This is a genomic window from Pseudomonas sp. ESBL9, from assembly GCF_036668715.1.
Taxonomy (GTDB): domain Bacteria; phylum Pseudomonadota; class Gammaproteobacteria; order Pseudomonadales; family Pseudomonadaceae; genus Aquipseudomonas; species Aquipseudomonas lundensis.
On record NZ_JAZEVV010000001.1, the window covers coordinates 173545 to 198745 of the forward strand.

Genomic DNA, 25201 nt, shown 5'->3' on the forward strand with positions numbered 1-25201 from the left:
AAGACAATTTCTGTAACCTCGGGTGCCAGCATGGCATCGGCGGCGCAAACCCGTACAATGGCCCGCCTGTTTGAGCTGTTCTAAGCTGCACAGTATTCACTGTTTTACATGGCGGGCTGGTCATGAAAAAACACGTAATAGTACAAGGCTGTGTGTAAGGCTAGTCCAGTTTCATGTCTGAACTTGTCACCTGCTCGCCGTGAGCAGTATTTTTGCAGTCAATCCATAGTAGGGCGCGCCACAGGCGCAGGAAAACACGCGTTTTGAAGAAATCCACAGCAGCACCTAAAGAAGTTCCTCTCTGGCGTCAGCAATTGCACTACCGGCTCAAGGAAGGTGCGTTGATTGCGATTGGCGCCCTTTGCCTGTTCCTGATGATGGCGTTGCTGACCTATGCCAAAGACGATCCCGGCTGGAGTCATAACAGCCGCGTGGTGGATGTGCAGAACTTCGGCGGGCCTGCCGGTTCTTACAGCGCGGACATCCTGTTCATGGTGCTGGGCTACTTCGCCTACATCTTTCCGCTGCTGCTGGCGGTCAAGGCTTACCAGATCTTCCGTGAGCGGCATCAGCCCTGGCAGTGGAGCGGCTGGCTGTTTTCGTGGCGTCTGATCGGGCTGGTGTTTCTGGTGCTGTCCGGCGCGGCCCTGGCCCACATTCATTTTCACTCGGCTTCCGGCCTGCCGGCGGGCGCCGGTGGTGCACTGGGCGAAAGCCTGGGGGATCTGGCCAGGAACGCGTTGAACGTGCAGGGCAGTACGCTGCTGCTGATTGCGTTGTTCCTGTTTGGCCTGACCGTATTCACGGACTTGTCGTGGTTCAAGGTGATGGACCTGACGGGCAAGATCACCCTTGATCTGTTTGAGTTGATTCAGGGCGCTGCCAATCGCTGGTGGTCAGATCGTGCTGAACGCAAGCAACTGCAAGCGCAATTGCGAGAAGTCGACACCCGTGTCAGTGAAGTGGTGGCTCCCAGCGTTTCCGACAAACGCGAGCAGGCCAAGGCCAAGGAGCGCCTGATTGAGCGCGAACAGGCCCTGAGCAAGCACATGTCTGAACGTGAAAAACACGTGCCGGCGGTGATTGCCCCAGTGCCCACCAAGGCGCCGGAGCCCAGCAAGCGCGTGCAGAAAGAGAAGCAGGTGCCGCTGTTTGTCGACAGTGCGGTTGAAGGCACGCTGCCACCGATCTCGATCCTCGACCCTGCCGAAAAGAAGCAGCTCAACTACTCCCCTGAATCACTGGCGGCGGTGGGGCATCTGCTCGAGATCAAGCTCAAGGAGTTCGGCGTAGAGGTCTCGGTGGACTCCATCCACCCGGGCCCGGTCATTACCCGTTACGAGATTCAGCCCGCAGCAGGCGTCAAAGTCAGCCGCATTGCCAACCTGGCCAAGGACCTTGCACGTTCTCTGGCGGTAACCAGCGTGCGGGTGGTTGAAGTCATTCCGGGTAAAACCACCGTGGGTATCGAGATCCCTAACGAAGACCGCCAGATCGTGCGCTTCAGCGAAGTGCTGTCGACCCCCGAATTTGATAATGCCAAGTCGCCGGTTGCCTTGGCCCTGGGGCATGACATCGGCGGCAAACCGGTGATTACCGATCTGGCGAAAATGCCGCACTTGCTGGTAGCCGGTACTACGGGTTCCGGTAAGTCGGTAGGCGTCAACGCAATGATCCTGTCGATCTTGTTCAAGTCGGGCCCGGAAGACGCCAAGCTGATCATGATTGACCCGAAAATGCTCGAACTGTCGATTTACGAAGGCATCCCGCACTTGCTTTGCCCGGTAGTGACCGACATGAAAGACGCCGCCAACGCCTTGCGCTGGAGCGTGGCGGAGATGGAGCGTCGCTACAAGCTGATGGCCAAGATGGGCGTGCGTAACCTCGCGGGCTTCAACCAGAAGATCAAGGACGCCCAAGAAGCGGGCGAGCCGTTGACCGATCCGCTGTACAAGCGCGAAAGCATCCACGACGAAGCGCCGCTGCTGACCAAATTGCCGACCATCGTCGTGGTGGTCGACGAATTTGCCGACATGATGATGATCGTCGGCAAGAAGGTGGAAGAGCTGATCGCCCGCATTGCGCAAAAGGCCCGGGCGGCGGGTATTCACTTGATTCTCGCGACCCAGCGTCCTTCGGTGGATGTGATCACCGGTCTGATCAAGGCCAACATTCCGACCCGCATGGCGTTTCAGGTGTCGAGCAAGATCGACTCCCGGACCATCATCGACCAGGGCGGTGCCGAGCAACTGCTGGGGCACGGTGACATGCTCTACATGCCGCCTGGCACTAGCTTGCCGATTCGCGTGCATGGTGCGTTTGTGTCCGATGAAGAAGTGCACCGTGTGGTAGAAGCCTGGAAGCTGCGCGGCAGCCCGGATTACAACGACGACATCCTCAGCGGGGTGGAAGAGGCGGGCAGCGGCTTTGAAGGCGGTGGTGGCGAAGGCGGTGATGATGCAGAGACCGACGCCTTGTATGACGAAGCTGTCCAGTTTGTACTGGAAAGCCGTCGCGCCTCTATTTCAGCCGTTCAGCGAAAATTGAAGATCGGCTACAACCGCGCGGCGCGCATGATTGAATCCATGGAAATGGCCGGGGTTGTAACCTCCATGAACACCAATGGCTCGCGTGAAGTTCTGGCGCCGGCCCCACTACGCGACTGATCGGCCCGCGGCGCACTCGCGGGCCGGGTTTAACTAATCAAAGAGGGTTTTCATGCGTTTTTTCAGCATGCTGTTGCTACCGGTTCTGGCTATGTCTTCTCTTGCGGCTCATGCCGGCGAACAGGATGTAAAGCGGTTAGGCCAACTGCTGGGGCAGTCCAACACCATCAGTGCCCGTTTCAGTCAGTTGACGCTGGATGGCAGCGGCACTCAATTGCAGGAAACGGCCGGTGTCATGTCGGTCAAGCGCCCTGGGCTGTTCTACTGGCACACCGATGCACCTCAAGAACAGACCATGACCTCGGATGGCAAGAAGGTCACTCTTTGGGACCCGGATCTGGAGCAGGTGACCATCAAGAAGCTGGATGAGCGCTTGAACCAGACACCTGCTTTGCTGTTGTCGGGAGACGTCTCAAAAATTGATCAGAGCTTTGACGTAACCTCTAAGGAGCAGGGAGAGGTGTTGGTGTTCACGTTGAAACCCAAAACCAAAGACACCCTGTTCGACTCGCTCACGTTGTCTTTTCGCAACGGCAAGATCAACGATATGCAATTGATCGACAGTGTCGGTCAGCGCACCAATATCCTGTTCAGCGGGGTGAAGGTGAATGAAGACATTCCTGCCAGTACATTCAAGTTTGTCGTGCCCAAAGGCGCTGATGTCATCCAGGAGTAACTCACTGTGCCGATCGGGCGGTGACGCGCGGCTAGTATTTTTCTGGCCGTGCCAGAGCGTTTTTTTTCGCGCAGTCAGCGCCCCCGTGGCAGGGCGTGAGCATCGCCATGGCATTGGCCCGCAGCACACACGTGAGGTTGTTTAAGCAGTGATGGACCTGTTTCGAAGTGCACCAATCGCTCAGCCTCTGGCAGCCCGTTTGCGCGCCGCCAATCTGGATGAGTACGTGGGCCAGCAACATGTGTTGGCCCGCGGCAAGCCCCTGCGTGAAGCGCTGGAACAGGGCGCGTTGCACTCGATGATCTTCTGGGGCCCGCCGGGGGTGGGCAAAACCACGTTGGCGCGGTTGCTGGCGCAAGTGTCTGACGCGCACTTTGAAACCGTATCAGCGGTGCTGGCGGGCGTTAAAGAGATTCGCCAGGCCGTGGAAGTGGCGAAGCAGCAGGCCGCTCAATATGGCCGTCGTACCATCCTGTTCGTCGATGAAGTCCATCGTTTCAACAAGTCGCAGCAGGACGCGTTCCTGCCGTATGTTGAAGACGGCACGCTGATTTTTATCGGCGCTACCACGGAAAACCCGTCTTTCGAGCTCAACAACGCACTGCTGTCGCGGGCGCGGGTGTACGTACTCAAAAGTCTGGATGAAGCGGCCTTGCTCAAGTTGGTGCAACGCGCCCTGACCGAAGAAAAGGGCTTGGGCAAGCGGGGGCTGACCCTCAGCGATGAGGGCTTTCACGTGCTGCTCAGGGCTGCCGACGGCGACGGTCGGCGCCTGCTCAACCTGCTTGAAAACGCGGCTGACCTGGCTGAAGACCGCAGCGAAATCGGGACTGACCTGCTGCAAAGCTTGCTCGGCGATACCCAGCGACGTTTCGACAAAGGCGGCGAAGCGTTCTACGACCAGATATCGGCCCTGCACAAATCGGTGCGCGGCTCCAATCCCGACGGCGCCCTGTACTGGTTCGCGCGGATGATCGATGGCGGCTGCGACCCGCTGTACATCGCGCGCCGGGTGGTGCGCATGGCCAGTGAAGACATCGGTAACGCCGATCCACGGGCCCTGAGCCTGTGTCTGGCCGCCTGGGACGTACAAGAGCGTCTCGGCAGCCCTGAAGGCGAACTGGCTGTGGCGCAGGCCATTACCTACCTGGCCTGTGCGCCTAAAAGCAATGCGGTGTACATGGGGTTCAAAGCTGCGCTGCGCAGTGCGTCGGAATATGGCTCGCTTGAAGTGCCGCTGCACTTACGCAATGCGCCGACCAAACTGATGAAGCAGCTCGGTTATGGCGACGAGTACCGTTACGCCCACGATGAGCCGGATGCCTACGCAGCGGGGGAGGATTATTTCCCCGATGAACTGGAGCCTTTGCCGCTCTATCAACCGGTGCCGCGCGGCCTTGAGCTTAAAATCGGCGAGAAGCTCAAACACTTGGCCGCACTGGACCGCGCCAGCCCCTTGCAGCGGAGAAAACCTTGATTCCATTGGTCGCAGCTGTTTCTATCGGCGGTGTCGCCGGCACGTTGTTGCGCTTTGCGACTGGAAACTGGATCAACGCCAATTGGCCGCGGCACTTCTATACCGCGACATTGGCCGTTAATATCGTGGGCTGCCTGCTGATTGGCATTCTTTACGGACTTTTCCTGATCCGCCCGGAAGTACCGATCGAGGTCCGTGCCGGACTCCTGGTGGGTTTCCTGGGTGGTTTGACCACCTTTTCATCCTTTTCACTGGATACGGTGCGCCTGCTTGAAAGCGGGCAAGTGCCACTGGCACTGGGCTATGCGGCTCTCAGCGTATTCGGCGGGCTGCTCGCAACCTGGGCTGGCCTGTCCCTGACCAAACTTTGATAAACGAGAAACCGACATGCTCGATTCCAAACTGTTACGTAGCAACCTTCAGGACGTAGCGGACCGCCTGGCATCCCGAGGCTTCACGCTGGACGTGGCGCGCATTGACGCGCTCGAAGCCAAGCGCAAGGAAGTCCAGACCCTGACCGAGAAGCTGCAGGCAGAGCGTAATGCGATCTCCAAAAGTATCGGTCAAGCCAAGGCGCGCGGCGAAGACATCGCGCCGCTGATGGCCAGCGTAGAAACCATGGGCAGCGATCTGGCCAACGGCAAGGTTGAGCTGGACGCGATCCAGACTGAACTGGATTCGATCCTGCTGAGCCTGCCTAACCTGCCGGACGCCTCTGTGCCTGTGGGCGCGGACGAAGACGACAACGTCGAGATCCGTCGCTGGGGTACACCGGCTGCGTTCGATTTCGATATCAAGGACCACGTCGCGCTCGGCGAGCAACACGGCTGGCTGGATTTCGAAACGGCCGCCAAATTGTCCGGTGCACGTTTTGCCTTGTTGCGTGGCCCGATTGCCCGCCTGCACCGCGCCCTGGCGCAGTTCATGTTGAACCTGCACATCAATGAACACGGCTATGAAGAGGCCTACACGCCTTACCTGGTTCAGGCCCCGGCGTTGCAGGGGACTGGCCAGTTGCCCAAGTTCGAAGAAGACCTGTTCAAGATCAGCCGCGAAGGCGAAGCGGACCTGTACCTGATCCCGACCGCTGAAGTGTCGTTGACCAATATCGTGTCCGGCGAAATCGTCGACCACAAAAACCTGCCGATCAAGTTCGTGGCTCACACCCCGTGTTTCCGCAGTGAAGCCGGTGCGTCGGGTCGCGATACCCGTGGCATGATCCGCCAGCACCAGTTCGACAAGGTTGAAATGGTGCAGATCGTCGAGCCGTCCACCTCGATGGATGCGCTGGAAGGCCTGGTGGGTAACGCGGAAAAAGTGTTGCAACTGCTGGAACTGCCGTACCGCACCCTGGCGCTGTGCACCGGGGACATGGGGTTCAGTGCGGTCAAGACCTACGATCTGGAAGTGTGGATTCCGAGCCAGGACAAATACCGCGAAATCTCCTCGTGCTCCAACTGTGGCGATTTCCAGGCGCGCCGCATGCAGGCGCGTTTCCGTAACCCGGAAACCGGCAAGCCGGAGCTGGTGCACACCTTGAACGGTTCGGGTCTGGCGGTGGGCCGTACGCTGGTGGCCGTGCTGGAAAACTACCAGCAGGCAGACGGTTCGATCCGTGTACCGGACGTGCTCAAGCCTTACATGGGCGGCATCGAGGTCATCGGCTAAATGGAGTTTCTGCCGCTGTTTCATAACCTGCGTGGCAGCCGTGTCCTGGTGGTCGGCGGCGGGGAGATTGCCTTGCGCAAGTCTCGCCTGCTAGCAGACGCCGGCGCGGTGTTGCGGGTGGTTGCACCCGCCATTGAGCCGCAGTTGTGCGCGTTGATCGACAGCAGCGGTGGTGAGCAAGTCTTGCGCGGCTATGAGGAGGTAGACCTGCAAGGGTGTGTACTGATCATTGCCGCAACGGACGACGAACCGCTCAATGCCCAAGTCAGCGCCGACGCTCATCGGCGTTGCGTGCCGGTCAATGTGGTGGACGCGCCTGCGTTGTGCAGTGTGATATTCCCGGCGATCGTCGATCGCTCGCCGTTGGTGATTGCGGTGTCCAGCGGGGGCGATGCGCCCGTGCTGGCCCGCTTGATCCGCGCCAAGCTCGAAACCTGGATTCCTTCGACCTACGGTCAACTGGCTGGCTTGGCTGCGCGTTTTCGTGCCCAGGTCAAAGGCCTGTTCCCAGACGTGCAACAGCGTCGAGCGTTTTGGGAAGACGTGTTTCAGGGGCCGATTGCCGACCGCCAACTGGCCGGGCAGGGCGCAGAAGCCGAGCGTCTGTTGCTCGCCAAAATCAATGGCGAAGCAACGCTGGCCACCGGCGAGGTTTACCTTGTGGGGGCCGGGCCGGGCGATCCGGACTTGCTGACCTTCCGCGCACTGCGCTTAATGCAACAGGCCGATGTGGTGCTGTACGACCGCCTCGTGGCGCCTGCGATTCTGGAACTGTGTCGCCGTGATGCCGAACGTATTTATGTCGGCAAGCGCCGTGCCGATCATGCGGTCCCGCAAGACCAGATCAACCAGCAACTGGTGGATCTGGCCAAGCAGGGCAAGCGTGTGGTGCGCCTCAAAGGGGGCGACCCGTTCATCTTTGGTCGCGGGGGGGAGGAAATCGAAGAACTGGCCGCCCACGGGATTCCGTTTCAGGTGGTGCCGGGCATTACGGCCGCCAGCGGGTGTGCGGCGTATGCCGGTATTCCGCTGACCCATCGTGACCACGCGCAGTCTGTGCGATTCGTCACCGGTCACCTCAAAGACGGCACCAGCAACTTGCCGTGGAGCGATCTGGTCGCCCCGGCGCAAACCCTGGTGTTTTACATGGGGCTGGTGGGATTGCCGATCATCTGCGAGCAGTTGATCCGCCATGGTCGTTCTGCGGACACCCCGGCCGCCTTGATCCAGCAGGGCACGACCACCAATCAGCGGGTATTCACCGGCACGCTGGGCAATCTGGCCACGCTGGTCGCTGAGCACGAAGTCCATGCACCTACCTTGGTGATCGTGGGCGAAGTCGTACTGCTGCGTGAGAAACTTGCGTGGTTTGAAGGGGCGCAGGCCGAGGTCTAAGTTCTACCCCTCACCCTGGCCTGGGTGAGGGGCTTTTATCACGTGCGGTTATCGCCCACCAGGCTATCCACTGACGGCACCCGTGTGTCGCTCTCCATTTGCGTGTCGTGCTCCAGCTGGTGACTGAACCTGTCCAGCGAGCCTTGCGCAGGCTGCGCATCGCTGGCAAACACCGGCGGGCTCATCATGTACGCCCCGAGCAAGCGACTTAACGCCGCCAGACTGTCGATGTGGGTGCGTTCATAGCCATGCGTGGCATCACAGCCAAATGCCAACAGTGCACAGCGAATATCGTGCCCCGCCGTGACCGCTGAATGCGCATCGCTGAAGTAGTAGCGAAACATGTCCCGGCGTACCGGCAATTCGTTCTCCGCGCCCAGGCGCAGCAAATGCCGCGACAGGTGATAGTCATACGGGCCGCCTGAATCCTGCATCGCCACGCTCACCGCGTGTTCGCTGGAATGCTGGCCGGGGGCCACCGGGGCAATGTCGATCCCGACAAACTCACTCACGTCCCAAGGCAGGGCGGCAGCAGCCCCGCTGCCGGTTTCTTCGGTGATGGTGAACAGCGGGTGACAGTCGATTTGCGGCTGTTCGCCACTTTCCACAATCGCCTTCAACGCGGCCAGCAAAGCGGCCACCCCGGCTTTGTCATCAAGATGCCGGGCACTGATGTGGCCGCTTTCGGTGAATTCCGGCAATGGGTCGAACGCCACGAAGTCCCCCACGTTGACCCCCAGCGAATCGCAGTCGGCGCGGGTCGCGCAGTACGCATCAAGGCGCAGCTCGATGTGGTCCCAACTGATCGGCAGTTCATCGACGCCGGTGTTGAAGGCATGCCCTGATGCCATTAAAGGCAACACGCTGCCACGGATCACGCCGTTGTCGGTAAACAGGCTCACGCGGCTGCCTTCGGCAAAACGGCTGGACCAGCAGCCTACCGGGGCCAGCACCAGACGGCCGTTGTCCTTGATCGCACGCACGCTGGCGCCAATGGTGTCCAAATGCGCAGACACGGCGCGATCCGGGCTGTTTTTCTGCCCTTTGAGGGTGGCGCGCAAAGTGCCGCGACGGGTCAGTTCAAAGGGAATGCCCAGCTCCTCAAGGCGCTCTGCTACGTAACGCACAATGGTGTCGGTGAAACCGGTGGGGCTGGGGATGGCGAGCATCTCCAGCAATACCCGTTGCAGGTAATCGAGATCGGGTTCGGGAACAGTGCGGTTCATAAAGACTCCTGAAACGAGGCCCACCGCGCGCACGGCGTGCGGCGGGCCTGACGGGATGTTCAGCGGCTGGCCTAGGGCGCAGGCTGACGGTGAGGGAACAACAAGTCGATGAAGCGCTCGGCGGTGGGTTGCGGCTCGTGGTTGGCCAGCCCGACCCGCTCATTGGCTTCGATAAACACGTACTCGGGTTGATCGGCGGCGGGGACCATCAAGTCGAGCCCTACCACCGGGATATCCAGTGCGCGTGCGGCCCGCACAGCGGCATCCGCGAGCACCGGGTGCAAGATGTCAGTGACATCTTCCAGGCAGCCGCCGGTGTGCAGATTGGCAGCGCGGCGCACCGCCAGCGTTTCGCCCGCGGGCAGCACACTGGCGTATTCATACCCGGCCGCCTGCACCGTGCGCTCGGTTTCCGCGTCGATCGGAATACGACTCTCCCCGTCGGTGGCGGCCTGCCGTCGGCGGCTCTGTGCTTGGATCAATTGCAGGATGCTGTGATGACCATCGCCCACCACTTGGGCTGGGCGCCGGATAGCGGCGGCCACCACGTCAAAGCCGATCACCACAATGCGCAGGTCGAGGCCTTCGTGGAAACTCTCAAGCAGCACGCGACTGTCAAACGCCCGTGCGGCTTCAATGGCCTGCTGCACCTGCTGAATGTCGCTCAAGTCAACGGCCACGCCATTGCCTTGCTCGCCGTCCAGCGGTTTGACCACGATGCGTGCGTGTTGCTCCAGAAACGCCAGGTTGTCGTCGGCTTCGCCCGCCAGTTGTTGCGTAGGCAAGCTCAGGCCCGCCTCACTCAACACCTTGTGGGTCAGGCTTTTGTCCTGACACAAACTCATGCTGATGGCGCTGGTCAGGTCCGACAGCGACTCGCGGCACCGAATGCGCCGCCCGCCGTGGCTCAGGGTAAACAGACCGGCGGTGGCGTCATCAATCTGCACGTCAATCCCGCGCTTGTAGGCTTCTTCCACCAAAATCCGCGCATAAGGATTGAGCCCGGCTTCAGGGCCGGGGCCCAGGAACAGAGGCTGATTGATGCCGTTCTTGCGCTTGATGGCAAAGGTCGACAGGGTGCGAAACCCCAGCTTGTTGTAGAGGTTCTTCGCCTGTTGGTTGTCGTGCAGCACCGACAGGTCGAGGTAGCTCAGGCCACGGCTCATGAAATGCTCCACCAGATGGCGCACCAGCACCTCGCCCACGCCGGGGCGCGGGCACAGCGGATCGACCGCCAGGCACCACAGGCTGCTGCCGTTTTCCGGGTCGTGAAACGCGGTGTGGTGATTCAAGCCCATGACGCTGCCGATCACGGCGCCGCTGTCTTCATCTTCCGCAATCCAGTACACCGGGCCGCCCTGATGGCGGGCCGTGAGCAGGGTCGGGTCAATCGGCAACATGCTGCGGGCGATGTACAGCGAATTGATGGCCTCCCAGTCAGCATCGGTTTGCGCCCGGCGAATGCGGAAGCCGCGAAACACACGGGTGGCCTGGCGGTAATCGGTAAACCACAGGCGCAAGGTGTCCGAGGGGTCGAGAAACAACTGTTGCGGCGACTGCGCCAGCACCTGTTGCGGCGCGGCCACATACAGGGCGATGTCACGCTCGCCGGTTTGCTCATTCAGCAGTTCGTTGGCCAGGCTGGCCGGGTCGGGAAAGGTGTGCCCGATCAGCAGGCGTCCCCATCCGCAGTGCACAGCAACCGGTTGGGTATCCAGTGCGCTGCCGTCTTCGGCGAAGCGCGCTTGCAGACGTTCGTAGGAGGGCGCTTGTCCGCGCAGCAAGCGTTGGCTGTAGGCAGTGGCGAGGGGTTTCATGGGTCAGATTCCTTGTTCGCTCAGCCACAGGTTCAGGGCTGCCAGTTGCCACAGTTTGGAGCCATTGAGCGGCGTTAACTGGCTTTGTGGGTGGGTCAGCAGGCGGTCCAGCATGGCGGGCTGGAACAGGCCGCGGTCCTGGCTCGGATCGAGCAGCAAGTCACGCACCCAGTTCAGGGTATCGCCCTGCAAATGTTTCAGGCCGGGGACCGGGAAGTACCCTTTTTTACGGTCGATCACCTCGCTGGGGATCACCCGCCGGGCGGCTTCTTTAAGCACCTGCTTGCCGCCATCGGGCAGTTTGAAACGGGCCGGGATGCGCGCCGAGAGTTCGGCCAGCCGGTAGTCGAGAAACGGCGTACGTGCCTCAAGGCCCCAGGCCATGGTCATGTTGTCGACCCGTTTGACCGGGTCATCCACCAGCATCACCGTGCTGTCCAGGCGCAGCGCCTTGTCCACGCCTGCGTCGGCACCCGGCTGGGCGAAGTGCTCGCGCACAAAGTCCCCGGCAGCGTCATTGGCCGTGAGCCATTGTGGCTGCACGGTGGCTTTGTATTCGTCGTAGCTGCGATCAAAGAACGCCTCGCGATAGGCCGCATACGGATCGCTGGCGCCATCGACCTGCGGATACCAGTGATAACCGGCGAACAGCTCATCGGCGCCCTGACCGCTCTGCACCACTTTGCAATGCTTGGCGACTTCGCGCGACAGCAGGTAAAAGGCGATGCAGTCATGGCTGACCATCGGCTCGCTCATGGCGCGGAAAGCCGCAGGCAATTGCTCGATGATTTCGTGTTCGCCAATGCGCAGCTGGTGATGACGGGTGCCGTAATGCTTGGCAATCAGGTCTGAATACTGGAATTCATCACCCCGTTCACCGCCTGCGTCCTGAAAACCGATGGAAAAGGTCGACAAGTCTTGTACGCCCACCTCGCGCAGTAACCCCACCAACAAGCTGGAGTCCACACCGCCCGAAAGCAGCACGCCCACATCCACCGCCGCGCGTTGGCGAATGGCCACGGCTTCACGGGTGCTGTCGAGTACGCGGTCGCGCCAGTCTTCGAGCGTGAGGTGAGCCTCGTCGGCGTGGGGGCCATAGGGCAAGGTCCACCAGGTTTTCTGCTCCGTATTGCCTTGGGCATCGATGCGTAGCCACGTCGCAGGCGGCAGCTTTTCAATACCTGCAACCAGCGTGCGCGGGGCCGGCACCACCGCATGGAAATTCAGGTAATGGTTGAGCGCAACCGGGTCGAGCATCGGGCTGATATCGCCGCCCTTGAGCAGGGCTGGCAGGGTTGAGGCGAAGCGCAACCGTTCGCCGGTGCGCGACAGGTACAGCGGCTTGACGCCCAAACGGTCGCGGGCAATGAACAGGCGCTTGGCGTCCCGCTCCCAAATGGCAAAGGCAAACATGCCATTGAGCTTGGGCAGCAGCGCCTCGCCCCACGCGTGATACCCCTTGAGCAGCACTTCAGTGTCGCCCCCGGAATAAAAGGCATACCCCAGGGCTTCCAGTTCGGCGCGTAGTTCAGGGAAGTTGTAGATCGCCCCGTTGAACGCCAGGGAAAGGCCCAATTGACTGTCGATCATGGGCTGCGCAGAACCATCGGACAGGTCCATGATTTTCAGGCGGCGATGACCGAGGGCTATCGGCCCTTGACTGTGAAATCCCCAGGCATCGGGACCACGGGGTGCAAGGTGGTGGGTGATGCGTTCGATGGCTGCCAGGTCGGCAGGTTGTTGATCAAAACGTAACTCTCCAGCTAATCCGCACATACTGCTTGAACCCTTTTAAATCGGGGCCTTTCACGCTACTGCCGGGTTGCAGGATGTTCAGCGTGTACAGCCCGCCCCCGTCATGGAGCAGTGGCTGCGTGTTGCACCGGTTAAAAGCACGGTCTGCTGGCGTGGATCAAGTCGGGCGATAGACATCAAACACACCCTGGCACACGTGTGCCGGGTGTCATGCATCCTGCGGTGCCTCACACCCAGCGTGCGCAGTGCTAACAACCAGTAGCGTTCAGGCCCTGTTTTGGATCGGACGTAATGCTCTGACCTGTCTCCCGATCCATCCGGCGCGAATACCCAGTCAGAGCGCGCCGCTGTGAGTGACATGGTTTTTGTGAGTGCCGGGAAAGCGCGATCGTTCAAAAAAATTACAAATGGTCGTTTTCTGAAGGCCGTGAACGCGTACTCAAACATCCGCCGGTCATATTTATTTAGGTCATTAGGCAGGGGTTGCAGGGATAGGTTGGTGAGCTTATTCGACCTAGGCAGAGCTGTTGATATGACCGATACCCTCGCAACGTTGCCCCTTGATGCACGCGATTCAACCCTGAGTGATCTGCAGCCCCTTGAACTGGTACGCGGGCACATGCCCAAGTGGCTGCTGAATGCTCCGGCGAACACCCTCAAGGCGCTGAATACCGCCATGGCCCAGAGCCGTGCTTACCATGCCGTGTCAGGGCAGCGTTTTTCCGAGCTGGAAGGCATCGAAGCGTATTGCGCTCCGTTGCTTGAGGCTGAAGTCAAACGCAGGTTCGGCAATGTGCTCGACATTTTTCATGACCATCTGCATGTGGCACACGTGCACCTGATGACAGATGACACGCTGCTGGGCACGCTTCGTCATTACACCGTACTCGATGAACCCAAAACCCTGCTGTGGGCGGCCCTGCAAAATTTTTCGGAAGGCGAGGCCCTGCCCGGCGGTTTTAGCCCGCAAAGTCGAATCCGTCTGGCACGTTACCCAGGGACGGCGAGCCCTGTTCATCCTCACCAATTCGCCGCCTTGAGCCGTGAACTGAACCTGGGACTCAAATATCAGCAGTATTTGCAGGCGTTTTTGGGTGTTGCCCCCACGGGGGCGTCTGAACAAACGGACGCTCACGCCCAAACCGTGTCCAATCTGCGTGTACTCAAGCGTTATGACATGGAGGTGGATGCCCACATTGCGCACCTGAAAAACAACCTCAGCGACACGGCCTATCATGCCCTCCTGGGGTTGTTGTCGCAGAGTGCTGAACCCAGAGGACGAGGCAGCCCCACGCTTGACGGCAACGCGTTAGTACAAAGCTCGCTGTCGATACTGGACACCGTGATTGACGGTGTAGTGATTTTTTCGGCCCATGCACCGTTGTTGCACCCCAATGAACGCGTGCTGGTTTACATCCCCAACGACCCGGTTTCACCGTTCTTTGAGTTCAACTCATTGCAGGTGTTTATAGAAGAGTTGCAGGTGCGCCTCAAACGGTCGGAGTACGTGGATTTCTTCTCGCGTTTCGTCGCACTTGGCGCAAGGCCCGGCTTTTTGCAAAAGGTTAAGGCCGCCCCTCAATGGCTGGCGCTGGTGACCTCACCGCTGCGCGAGAGCGCCGCGCATTATCTGTGTACGGTTCAGTTGAAAAACATGTTTGCCGATGCCCGGGTGTTGGCCGTGCCGACGGGGGTGCAGGACGAGCAGGAACGCGAGCAAAAGTGGCAGCTCTATCAGAGCGTCGGCCTGTTTATCGTTAACGTGGCGTCGTTGTTTGTCCCGGTGCTTGGCGGGGTGATGCTGGCGGTTGCTGTGGGGCAGATGCTCTCAGAAGTGTATGAAGGCGTTGATGACTGGGCGCATGGTGATGTTGATCATGCGCGCGAGCACCTGTTGAACGTCGCACTGGACATCGTGACCACGGCTGCCACCGTGGTCGGGGGCGTGGTGGTCAAAAAGGTCGCCAGCCGCTTGAGCGAGACCACCACCGCCTTTTTTGAAGATTTCGAACCCATTCGCCGCGAAGACGGCACGGCGCGGTTATGGAACAAGCAGCTTGAACACTATGCCTATACCGGGGCGGCCGAGCACCGCCAGCACACGCGCGATGCAACCGGTTTTTTCAAGGTCGATGGCAAGCAACTGGTCACCGTGGATGGCAAACACTATGCCGTCGAACACGATGGATCCGCCAGGCAGTGGCGCATCGTCCACCCGCGTCGGCCAAAGGCATTCAAGCCCGGGCTTTTGCACAATCAGCAAGGGGCATGGCAGCACGCGCACGAACGTCCCCTTGAGTGGCAGGGCAGTGGGGTGCTGATAGGGCGATTGGGGCACGGTTCGACAGGTCTGGATGAATCGACGCTAGAGCAGATTCGTGCGTTGACAGGGACAGAAGCCGATGTAATGCGTCGTGTGCATCTGGAAAACCTGAAGCCACCCCCGATGTTGAACGTCAGCCTCAAACGCTTCGAGATGGACCGCCAGATCACCGGGTTTATCGAACAGATGAGGGCGGGGGGGTACACACAGCCCAAGTGGGCGGATTTGCAACTGAGCCTGCTGCCGCACTTGTCGGGTTGGCCCGAAGGCAAAGGGCTGGTGCTGGTCAATGGGGCGGGAGGCTCCCACCTTGAGTACGGCGTTGTGGAAGGGGAACGCCCCGACCTTGTCACTCTCACGCACACGGCGCTTGAACAAGGCAAGGTGCTTGAGACGGTGCTGGCGGCGCTGTCCCCAGAGCAAGTGAAGACGTTGCTGGGCAGCGACATCTCGGTGTCGCCCCTGCCTGTCGCAGCCTTGTCCAACGCCTTGAGTGCTTATGCCAGTGATAATCGGGCGGCCTTGTTTGAGCGCCTCTACGCACGTTTCAATGTGTCCGATTCCGCGCTGGTCACACCCATTGAAACGGCTTTTTCCGGGCTGCCAAAACCGGTGGCCCAGTCGCTGGTCGAGTCGGCCACCGATGTTGAACGCGATACGTTGCGCACCGGTAAGGTGCCCTTGACGCTGGCCGAACACGCCCGTGCCTACCTGCGTGACGGGCGTTTGAATCGCGCGTTTGAAGGCTTTTACCTGACCTCCCACATACCGAGCGCCATCGATACCAATCGTCTGGCCGGTCATTTTCTCGGTCAGATGCCCCATTGGCCGGTCAGTGCCTCATTTGAACTGCGCGATGCTTCTCCTTTGGGTGCGGTATTGCAACGGTGGGGGCGCTCTACACAACCGACGCGCTTGCTGGTCAAAACACAACACGGTTATCAGCGGTATGCACTTAAAGACAAGCGTTATGCCCTGGAACCGGGTGAGGATGCGCTGTTGTCAGGTGCGGTTTTCAAGTTGTTGAACAATCGCGAGCGCGAGGCGTTAGGGTTCTCGACAGCCAATGACGCGCCTGCTTTTAACGCAGTGTTGGGTTCAGTGGCGGTCAGTCAGCGTGAAGCATCCGCACACGCGTTGGGTATGCAATCGATCAAACCGCAATTCAAACCGCCGGTGCGCATGCTCGACGGTCAAATCGGGTATCCGCTTTGCGGGTTGGATCAGGGGCGTTATGCCCAGTCGTTACAACGCCGGGTGCGCGATCTGTACCCTGAATTTGCCGACCATCACGTGCAGGCGTACCTGGATTCCATCACCGAGAGCCAGCTTGAACCGCTGGTTTATCTGCGGGCACGCAAGCGGCAGAGGAAAATACTGCGTCAGGCGCTTCAGGCGTGGATTGATGCAGCCCCTCTGGACATGGCCGGTGCCCCCGCTTTGCACGATTACCCGGAAAGCCGGTATCAGGCCTCGCGCATGATTCAACGCAGTTGGCGTAAAGATCCGACCCACATGCCCTGGATCGATCGTCATCAAACCTATGAGTTGAATCTTGACGGCTTGCGCGTGGGCAATATGCCCAGATTGCCCACGCAGATCGATTTCAGCCACATCACGGATTTGAACCTCAGCAACATGGATTGCCGTCATAACGCTGACACGTTCCTTGAGTCGTTCACGGGGCTGAGGTCGTTACAGATGGACCATAACCGACTGGTGAATCTGCCCTCGCAATTGAAGACTATGCGGCAGTTACGACAGCTTTCACTGGCACACAACCTGTTGTACTTCACGGCAGAAGACACCGCTGTACTGGGTTCACTGCATGTGCTTGAAACGTTGAATCTCAATGACAATCTGCTGGGCCCCTCGCTGGATCTGAGTGAACTGCCGTACTTGCGCCGGGTGTATCTGCGCCGCACCTGGATTGAGCAGTGGCCAAGGGGGCTGCTCTCGCGGCCCATGCTGGAAGCGGCCGATCTGCGAGAAAATCAGTTGATGGATATTCCCGAACTGATTTATCAGGCCTCTGCCACGGTCACGCGTAATATTTCCTTGTCGGGCAACCCATTGTCAGCAGCGACCCGCTTGCGCCTTTCACGCTTTGTCGCCCAGGACGGTGGCAGCAGCTTCGGGATCAACACGGAGACCTTGATGAGTGAAACGGCGGCTTTTGATTTCTGGACCACCGGTATCACCAATCATGAGTTGGTGCGACGTGAGGCACTCTGGGCCGAGTTGAAAACAGACCCGTCTTCAGAAGACTTCTTCACGGTGATCGGCCGTCTGACCTCAACCGCAGATGCCCAGACCGTGCGCCAGGACTTGAGCCGCCGGATCTGGGAGATGATTGAGGCGGCCAACCGAAATCACACGCTGCGTCGCGACTTGATGAATATCGCCGCGGCGCCGCGCAGTTGCACAGACAGTGTTGCCCTGACTTTCAGCGCATTGGAGGTGACCATGCAACTGGCCAAGCTGAGTGCTGGCGGGTCAGCGCAGGAATCCGACCTGCTGAACTTCGCCACGGGTCTGTTCAGGCTCGATCAAGTGGGCAAAGTGGCCAGTGATGCGTGTGAGGCGCGATTGACTGCAGGAGGCCCTGCTCCCGATGAGGTGGAAGTCCATCTGGCTTACAGGATTGGCTTAAGTCAGGCCCTGAACCTGCCTGATCAGCCTCGCAGCATGGCCTTTAAAGAGATTGCTGGTGTCAGGCAAGCGGACCTGGACGCTGCCAAAGAGCGGGTTGAAGCCGCCGAAAAAACACCAGCGTTAGGTGAATTTGTCAGCAGCACCGAGTTCTGGCGTGAGCATTTGATTCGAAAATATCAGTCTGAATTTTCTCAGCTAACGGCCCCGTATTTTGAGCAATTGAGTGAATTGCTGCGCAACTCCCCGGAAATGAACAGTGAACGCTACCTCAGGTTGGTGAATGAGGTTCGGGCCGCAATGGACACGGCCGTTGACGGGTGGAGCCTGGCCAAAACACAGGCCATATTGCCAGCGCCCCCGTCCCGTTGAGGGGCGGCGTCAGCGCCTGCGAACCAACGCGCGTACGGCAAAGCGATTGGGGTGACAGGCTTGGGCAACGTCACGCGGCAGGGGCAGGGGCTCATTGTTGATCCACGCCGCCAACAACTCGCCCGACAAAGGCGCGGTTATCAGGCCGCGTGAACCATGACCGCTGTTGATATACAAACCGTCGAGCCATGGGCACGGTACGTCCGGCGCTTGCCGGGCGTCCTTGCTCAGTACGGCATACGCCTGGTCGAACGCCTGCGGGTCGGCAAGCGGCCCGACGATGGGCAGGTAGTCCGGGCTGGTGCAGCGAAACGCAGCCCAGCCCTGCAATGACTCGGGATCAAGGTGTTCCTTGCCCAGACGCTGCACCAAATCCGGGGAAATTTCTTGCAGCAACTCCAGATTGCCCTGATGGCCTTCGGGCGTGGTGGTCAAATCGTCATTATGGAAATCAAAGCTGGCGCCCACGGTGTGCTCGCCAAGTCGGCCGGGCGCCACATAACCCTCGGCGCAGACGACGGTGTTCAGCGCGGCACTGCGGGGGGTTTCGATCAATTGGGTGATTTGCCCGCGAATGCGCTTGAGGGGCAAGCCGCTGCTGGCCGGGAAGCGTTTGACCTCGGCGGCCCCCGCCAATATCACCACTGAGGCAGTGGCCAGCACGCGGTCGTCGTGCAACGCGCGCCACTGGCCGTCTACCTTGTCGAGTTGCAGCACGTCATGGTGCGTCAGGACTTTCACATTCGGGTGCAGTGTCTGGAAGCGGCACAAGGCCGGAGGGTGCACCCAGCCGCCCTCAGGGTAGAAAAGGCCGCCATGGGCCAGCTCGACACCGGCCAGGGCTTGGGCTTGGGGTTGATCCAGCAAGTGAACCAGCGCAGCAGGAAAGGCGGCGGCCAGTTGTGCCTGACGGTCAGCCTCCTTGGCATTGAAACCCAGTTGCAGCACGCCGCAGTCGTCCCAGTCCCGACCACGCTGCAAGTGTTCAAGCACACGACGGGTGTAGCCGAAGCCGCAGACGATCATCTGCGACAGCGCGGTGCCGTGCGCGGAAAGCTTGAGGTACAACACGCCCTGCGGGTTGCCCGAAGCCTCCTTGGCCAATCGTTCGTGACGCTCCAGCAGGGTCACTTGCCAGCCGCGTTTGGCCAGGCTGTTGGCGCTGGCGCATCCCGAGAGCCCGGCGCCAATTACCAATGCCGTGCGCGGGCCGTTGATTTGCGGCGGGCGAGCGAACCAGGGTTTGACGCCGGGTTCGGCCACCGCAGTTTCAGGCTTCCCCAAAAACACGCCCCGCAGAATTTCCCACTTGTGCCCGATTCCGGGCGTGCGACGCATTTTGAAGCCGGCTTCATTCAGCGCGCGGCGCACCCAGCCGGTGCTGGTAAAGGTGCTGATTGTGGCATCGGGTGCTGCCAGACGCGCCAACTGCGCAAACAGTTCGGGGGTCCACATCGCCGGGTTTTTTGCCGGGGCGAAGCCGTCCAGAAACCAGGTGTCGATTCGCGCATCGAGCTGCGGCAATTGTTCCAGCACATCGCCAATCAGCAAGGTCAGCGTGACCCGCCCGTTGGCCAGACTGAGGGTCTGGAACCCCGGATGAATCGCGAAATAGCTCGCCAGTAAGGGTTCACTGTACGGCGCCAGCTCTGGCCAGAGGCTGAGGGCGCGTTGCAGGTCCTCGCGGGTCAGCGGGTATTTTTCGACACTGACGAAATGCAGTCGGGCGTCAGGGTGGGCGGTTTCTTCAAACAATTGCCACGTACACAGAAAGTTGAGGCCGGTGCCGAAACCGGTTTCGCCCACCACAAAATGCCCGTGGGCGGGCAGGGCGGCAAAGCGCTCGCGCAAGGCATTTTGTTCAATGAACACATAACGGGTTTCTTCCAGACCGGATTTGTCCGAAAAATACACGTCGTCAAACAGTCGCGAGTGGGGGCGACCCTGGTCATCCCAGTCGAGCTGGGCATTGGGCATTTCAATCGTCATGGGGGGCTCGGTATCGGCAAGGCGGCCATTCTAGCGGATTGGCAGATGACAGCATGACCCATGACAGATTTGTGATCATTCTCCCCTACGCATGACAGATCATTCCGCTAGTCTTGTGGGCATCTTGCCAGGGAGTTTTCCATGTTCGAATCCGCTGAAATTGGCCATGTCATCGACAAAGAAACTTACGACAACGAAGTGCCCGCGTTGCGTGAGGCCTTGCTCGAAGCACAATACGAGCTGCATCAGCAGAAACGTTCTGCAGTGATTGTGCTGATCAACGGGATCGAAGGGGCTGGCAAGGGCGAAACCGTCAAGTTGCTGAACGAGTGGATGGACCCGCGACTGATCGAAGTGCGCACCTTCGACACCCAGACCGATGAAGAACTGGCGCACCCGCCGGCCTGGCGCTATTGGCGTCAGTTGCCGGCCAAGGGGCGAATGGGGGTGTTTTTCGGCAACTGGTACAGCCAGATGCTGCAAGGGCGCGTGCATGGTCAGTTCAAGAACGCGGTGCTCGATCAGGCAATCAATGGCGCTGAACGGCTGGAAAAACTGCTCTGCAATGAAGGCGCGGTGATATTGAAGTTCTGGTTTCACCTGTCGAAAAAACAGATGAAAGCCCGGCTCAAAGCCCTGAAGGACGATCCGCTGCACAGCTGGCGCATCAGCCCGCTGGACTGGCAACAGTCCGAAACCTACGACAAGGTGGTGCATTTCGGTGAGCGGATGATTCGTCGCACCAGCCGCGACTTCGCCCCGTGGAACATCGTTGAAGGCGTGGACCCGTATTACCGCAGCCTGACGGTGGGCAAAATCCTGCTCGAAGGCCTGCAAGCAGCAATCAATACCCCCAAAGTCAAGCCGCACTCCATCACGGTGCCGCCTTTGCCGGACCCTATAGACGGCAAGAGCCTGCTCGATTGTCTGAACATGACCCATCGTCTGGACAAAGACGATTACGAGGAGCAGTTGATTACCGAGCAGGCGCGTCTGTCCGGACTCATGCGCGATAAACGCATGCGCCGTCACGCGTTGGTGGCGGTGTTTGAAGGCAACGATGCGGCGGGCAAGGGCGGCTCGATCCGGCGCGTGGCCGCCGCCCTGGACCCCCGTCAATACAGCATCGTGCCAATTGCCGCCCCTTCGGAAGACGAACGGGCGCAACCGTACCTGTGGCGCTTTTGGCGGCAGATCCCGGCGCGCGGCAAGTTCACGATCTTCGACCGCTCTTGGTACGGGCGCGTGCTGGTGGAACGCATTGAAGGCTTTTGCGCTCAACAGGACTGGCTGCGCGCCTATGGCGAGATCAATGACTTCGAAGAACAGTTGCACAATGCGGGCGTCATCGTGGTCAAGTTCTGGCTGGCGATTGACAAGGACACCCAGCTGGAGCGTTTTCAGGCGCGCGAAACCATCCCGTTCAAACGCTTCAAAATCACTGAGGAAGACTGGCGCAACCGCGAAAAGTGGGACGAATACCGCGCGGCCGTGTGCGACATGGTGGACCGCACCAGTACTGAAGTGTCGCCCTGGACCCTGGTAGAAGCCAATGACAAGCGCTGGGCGCGGGTCAAAGTGTTGCGCACCCTTAACGATGCGGTGGAAGCCGCGTTCGAGAAACGCGACCGGCACGATAAAAAGCACAAGAAGTAACTAACGCGATCTTTCTCGGTGTTCGGCAGCGACGACAACGGTGGTGTCGTCGCTGCGCGCCTGCCGTCAGTGCTTACCGGTGCCCAACATGTTCTCTGGCCGCACCCACTGGTCGAATTCTTCGTCTGTGAGGTAACCCAGCTCCAGCGCGGCTTCGCGCAGGGTCAGGCCTTCGGCGTAGGCTTTTTTGGCGATTTCGGCCGATTTGTCGTAACCAATGTGCGGATTGAGTGCCGTCACCAGCATCAGGCCACGTTCCAGATGTTCAGCCATTTTCGCCGCGTCGACTTCCAGCCCGGTGACGCAATGCTTGTGGAAGTTGCTGCAGCCGTCTGCCAGCAGCTGGATCGATTGCAGCAGGTTGTGGACGATCACCGGCTTGTACACGTTCAGTTGCAAGTGTCCCTGGCTGGCGGCAAAGCCGATGGTCACGTCGTTGCCCATCACCTGGCAGGCCAGCATCGACAGGGCTTCGCACTGCGTCGGATTGACCTTGCCCGGCATGATCGAGCTGCCCGGCTCATTGGCGGGCAGTTTGATTTCGGCCAGCCCCGCGCGTGGGCCGGAACCCAACAGGCGGAAGTCATTAGCCAGTTTCATCAGCATGACCGCCAGAGTTTTCAGCGCACCTGACAAGTTGGTCAGGGGCTCGTGCCCCGACAGCGCGGCGAATTTATTGGGTGCAGTGACAAAGGGCAGGCCGGACAGCGCGGCCAGTTCAGCGGCAATCGCTTCGGCAAACCCGTGGGGCGCGTTCAGGCCGGTGCCGACGGCGGTGCCGCCCTGGGCCAACTCGTAGACCGCAGGCAGGGCCGCGTAGATGCCGCGTTCGGCGTAATCGAGTTGCGCGATAAACGCCGACACTTCCTGACCAAAAGTAATCGGCGTGGCGTCCATCATGTGGGTACGCCCGGTTTTCACCAGCTTCATGTGGCGTGCCGAGAGCTCCGCCAGGCCGCCGGTCAGTTCGCTGATAGCGGGCAGCAATTGTTCATGCACCGCTTTGGCCACGGCGATGTGCATGGCAGTGGGGAAGCAGTCGTTGGAGCTTTGGGAACGGTTGACGTGGTCATTGGGGTGCACCGGCGACTTGCCACCCCGGCCCTTGCCCGCCAGCTCGTTGGCGCGTCCGGCCAGCACTTCGTTGGCGTTCATGTTGCTTTGGGTGCCGCTGCCGGTTTGCCAGACGGCCAGCGGGAATTGGTCATCGTGTTCACCAGCCAGCACTTCATCGGCGGCCTGTTCGATCAGGCGGGCGATGTCGGCAGGCAAGTCGCCATTGCGGTCATTGACCCGGGCAGCGGCTTTTTTGATCAGCACCAGGGCGTGCAGCACGGGCAGCGGCATTTTCTCGTTGCCGATGGCAAAGTTGATCAGCGAACGTTGGGTCTGCGCGCCCCAATAGGCCTCCTCTGGCACATTCACTTCACCCAGGCTGTCGGTTTCGATACGGCTCATCTGGTGGCTTCCTCTCAGAAATGGATCACTGAGCTTAGGCCCGGATCGGGGAAAGGGGTTCAATCTTTGGTTTTATCGACTTTTGTCGACAGGATGAGAACCCTTATCACCCTCGGGGTTGAGTGACACACTTTGTTAGGCGCAGAATGGGCGTCCTTGGGGTTCTACCTCGCTTGCTAGATAAAGGAAACTCGATGACCCGTCTTCGCGCCATCTGTACAGCAGTTGCTCTGGTATGCGCCAGCGGCCAGGTTTTTGCCGATGCTGCCAGCCACGCTGCCAGTGCTGAAACCTTCCTGAAGCTGGCCCATGCCGACAAGCTGGGTACCCCGGTCTACATGCAAGTGCAGCAAATGTTCGCTCAACGCTTTGAGCAGACCAAAGCACCTGCCTCCAAGAAAGCCCTGCTGGAAACCTACCAGGCCAAGGCCAACACTGCGCTGGATCAGGCCATTGGCTGGGACAAGCTCAAGCCGGACATGGTCAAGTTGTACACCACCAACTTCAGCGAACCCGAGCTCAAGGAACTGGTTGCGTTTTACCAGTCGCCACTGGGTAAAAAAGTCTTGGAAAAAATGCCTCAGTTGACCCAGCAATCGGCACAAATGACCCAGGCCAAACTCGAAAGCGCCGTACCGGTGGTCAATAAGCTGCTGGCAGACATGACCGCAGAGCTGGAGCCAAAAGCGGCCCCGGCCAAGAAGAAGTAAGCGGAGCCTCAATGAACATGCAACAACGTATTGAATCGACGCTTGCCGCCTTGCAGCCTGTGCACCTGAGCGTGCTCGATGAAAGCCACATGCACAGCCGCGGGTTGCAGACGCACTTCAAGGCCGTGCTGGTCAGCGAGCAGTTTGCCGGTCTCAACAGCGTCAAGCGTCACCAAAAGGTATACGCCACCCTGGGTGACTTGATGGGCGAGTTCCATGCGTTGGCCTTGCACACGTACACGCCTGAAGAATGGGCGAAAATCGGCACGGCCCCGGCATCGCCGACTTGTGCTGGCGGTGATCGCCCGTTGGCTTAACCCGGGGGCTTTTTGCTAGAATCCGCAGCGCGCCGCTTAGCCGGCGCGTTTTTTTTGCATCCGGTTCACCCCTTACGAGGGTAGCCACCTGGAGAGAGTCCCATGACTGCGCCAATCGTTGTCGCTGCACTGTATAAATTCGTCACCCTTGAAGACTACGTCGAACTGCGTGAGCCGCTGCTCAAGGCCATGGTCGACAATGGCATCAAGGGCACTTTGCTGATCGCTGAAGAAGGCATCAACGGTACGGTTTCCGGCAGCCGGGAAGGCATCGACGGGCTGATGGCCTGGCTCAGGAATGACCCGCGCATGGTCGATATCGACCACAAGGAATCCTACTGCGACGACCAGCCGTTCTACCGGACCAAGGTCAAGCTCAAGAAAGAAATCGTCACCCTCGGCGTTGAAGGCGTAGATCCGAACAAGAAAGTCGGTACTTACGTCGACCCCGAAAACTGGAACGCGCTGATTAGCGACCCAGAAGTTTTGCTGATCGATACCCGCAATGACTACGAAGTGTCCATCGGCACGTTCGAAGGCGCTATCGACCCGAAAACCACCAGTTTTCGTGAGTTCCCGGACTATATCAAAGCCAACTTCGACCCGGCCAAACACAAGAAAGTCGCCATGTTCTGCACCGGCGGCATTCGTTGCGAAAAAGCCTCCAGCTACATGCTCAGCCAAGGTTTTGACGAGGTGTATCACCTCAAGGGCGGAATCCTGAAATACCTCGAAGAGGTGCCGCAGGAAGAAACCAAATGGCAGGGCGACTGTTTCGTGTTCGACAACCGCGTCACCGTGCGCCATGACCTGACCGAAGGTGAGTACGATCAATGCCACGCCTGCCGTACGCCGATCAGCGCGGCCGACCGTGAGTCCGAGCATTATCAGCCGGGTATCAGTTGCCCGCATTGCTGGGACAAACTGAGCGAGAAAACCCGTCGCAGCGCCATCGACCGCCAAAAGCAGATCGAATTGGCCAAAGCCCGTAACCAGCCGCACCCGATTGGCCACAACTACCGTAAACCTGCCGAGGCCTGAGCC

General features: G+C 59.7%; 16 protein-coding genes. 11 read left to right on the forward strand and 5 right to left on the reverse strand.

Going from position 1 to position 25201, the window contains the following annotated elements:
* Positions 1 to 263 precede the first annotated feature (263 nt).
* The 6 genes from V6F78_RS00745 to cysG all read left to right on the forward strand — a co-directional run bounded on the left by V6F78_RS00745 (position 264) and on the right by cysG (position 7882).
* On the forward strand, positions 264 to 2666 hold the full coding sequence (locus tag V6F78_RS00745; protein ID WP_047292790.1) for a DNA translocase FtsK: 2403 nt from the start codon (positions 264 to 266) through the stop codon (positions 2664 to 2666).
* 52 nt (positions 2667 to 2718) lie between these two features.
* Complete coding sequence (gene lolA / locus V6F78_RS00750) at positions 2719 to 3342, forward strand: outer membrane lipoprotein chaperone LolA (RefSeq protein ID WP_047292791.1); 624 nt, start codon at positions 2719 to 2721, stop codon at positions 3340 to 3342.
* Between the two features lie 151 nt (positions 3343 to 3493).
* Entirely contained in the window at positions 3494 to 4819 is a 1326-nt protein-coding gene (locus V6F78_RS00755) for a replication-associated recombination protein A (RefSeq protein WP_047292793.1), read from the forward strand.
* Positions 4816 to 5190, forward strand: coding sequence for a fluoride efflux transporter CrcB (gene crcB / locus V6F78_RS00760; RefSeq protein ID WP_047274335.1), 375 nt, complete (start codon positions 4816 to 4818; stop codon positions 5188 to 5190). Before V6F78_RS00755 ends, crcB begins: the two co-directional genes overlap by 4 nt.
* A gap of 16 nt (positions 5191 to 5206) precedes the next feature.
* Positions 5207 to 6487 carry a serine--tRNA ligase gene (serS, locus tag V6F78_RS00765; protein WP_047277720.1) on the forward strand — a complete coding sequence of 427 codons (1281 nt, stop codon included), beginning with the start codon at positions 5207 to 5209 and terminating at the stop codon, positions 6485 to 6487.
* Entirely contained in the window at positions 6488 to 7882 is a 1395-nt protein-coding gene (gene cysG / locus V6F78_RS00770) for a siroheme synthase CysG (protein WP_332726443.1), read from the forward strand. It abuts the gene before it with no gap.
* A 38-nt stretch (positions 7883 to 7920) separates the two neighbouring features.
* Here cysG and V6F78_RS00775 read toward each other — a convergent pair whose 3' ends face one another.
* The 3 genes from V6F78_RS00775 to V6F78_RS00785 form a co-directional block, all read right to left on the reverse strand.
* Positions 7921 to 9108, reverse strand: a complete 1188-nt coding sequence (locus V6F78_RS00775) for an osmoprotectant NAGGN system M42 family peptidase (RefSeq protein WP_047274338.1) — start codon at positions 9106 to 9108, stop codon at positions 7921 to 7923.
* A gap of 71 nt (positions 9109 to 9179) precedes the next feature.
* Positions 9180 to 10925, reverse strand: a complete 1746-nt coding sequence (gene ngg, locus V6F78_RS00780; protein ID WP_047292798.1) for an N-acetylglutaminylglutamine synthetase — start codon at positions 10923 to 10925, stop codon at positions 9180 to 9182.
* A 3-nt stretch (positions 10926 to 10928) separates the two neighbouring features.
* Positions 10929 to 12701, reverse strand: coding sequence for an N-acetylglutaminylglutamine amidotransferase (locus V6F78_RS00785; protein WP_047292799.1), 1773 nt, complete (start codon positions 12699 to 12701; stop codon positions 10929 to 10931).
* A gap of 511 nt (positions 12702 to 13212) precedes the next feature.
* Here V6F78_RS00785 and V6F78_RS00790 point away from each other — a divergent pair.
* Positions 13213 to 18027, forward strand: coding sequence for an NEL-type E3 ubiquitin ligase domain-containing protein (locus V6F78_RS00790; protein WP_332726444.1), 4815 nt, complete (start codon positions 13213 to 13215; stop codon positions 18025 to 18027).
* Between the two features lie 9 nt (positions 18028 to 18036).
* On the opposite strand, the gene mnmC is transcribed toward V6F78_RS00790, so the two are convergent.
* Positions 18037 to 20016 carry a bifunctional tRNA (5-methylaminomethyl-2-thiouridine)(34)-methyltransferase MnmD/FAD-dependent 5-carboxymethylaminomethyl-2-thiouridine(34) oxidoreductase MnmC gene (gene mnmC / locus V6F78_RS00795; protein WP_332726445.1) on the reverse strand — a complete coding sequence of 660 codons (1980 nt, stop codon included), beginning with the start codon at positions 20014 to 20016 and terminating at the stop codon, positions 18037 to 18039.
* A 141-nt stretch (positions 20017 to 20157) separates the two neighbouring features.
* Here mnmC and pap point away from each other — a divergent pair, with 141 nt between their 5' ends.
* Positions 20158 to 21672: a polyphosphate:AMP phosphotransferase gene (pap, locus tag V6F78_RS00800; protein ID WP_047292805.1), complete on the forward strand. Its 1515-nt coding sequence runs from the start codon at positions 20158 to 20160 to the stop codon at positions 21670 to 21672.
* A gap of 66 nt (positions 21673 to 21738) precedes the next feature.
* Here pap and V6F78_RS00805 read toward each other — a convergent pair whose 3' ends face one another.
* Positions 21739 to 23130, reverse strand: a complete 1392-nt coding sequence (locus V6F78_RS00805; RefSeq protein WP_047275355.1) for a class II fumarate hydratase — start codon at positions 23128 to 23130, stop codon at positions 21739 to 21741.
* 194 nt (positions 23131 to 23324) lie between these two features.
* Here V6F78_RS00805 and V6F78_RS00810 point away from each other — a divergent pair, with 194 nt between their 5' ends.
* From V6F78_RS00810 to trhO, 3 genes are all read left to right on the forward strand, one after another.
* A complete protein-coding gene (locus tag V6F78_RS00810; RefSeq protein ID WP_047277713.1) occupies positions 23325 to 23840 on the forward strand; it encodes a DUF2059 domain-containing protein in 516 nt (171 codons plus the stop codon).
* 11 nt (positions 23841 to 23851) lie between these two features.
* Positions 23852 to 24157, forward strand: coding sequence for a BolA family protein (locus V6F78_RS00815; RefSeq protein WP_047275352.1), 306 nt, complete (start codon positions 23852 to 23854; stop codon positions 24155 to 24157).
* A gap of 102 nt (positions 24158 to 24259) precedes the next feature.
* Complete coding sequence (trhO, locus tag V6F78_RS00820) at positions 24260 to 25198, forward strand: oxygen-dependent tRNA uridine(34) hydroxylase TrhO (RefSeq protein ID WP_047275350.1); 939 nt, start codon at positions 24260 to 24262, stop codon at positions 25196 to 25198.
* Positions 25199 to 25201 lie beyond the last annotated feature (3 nt).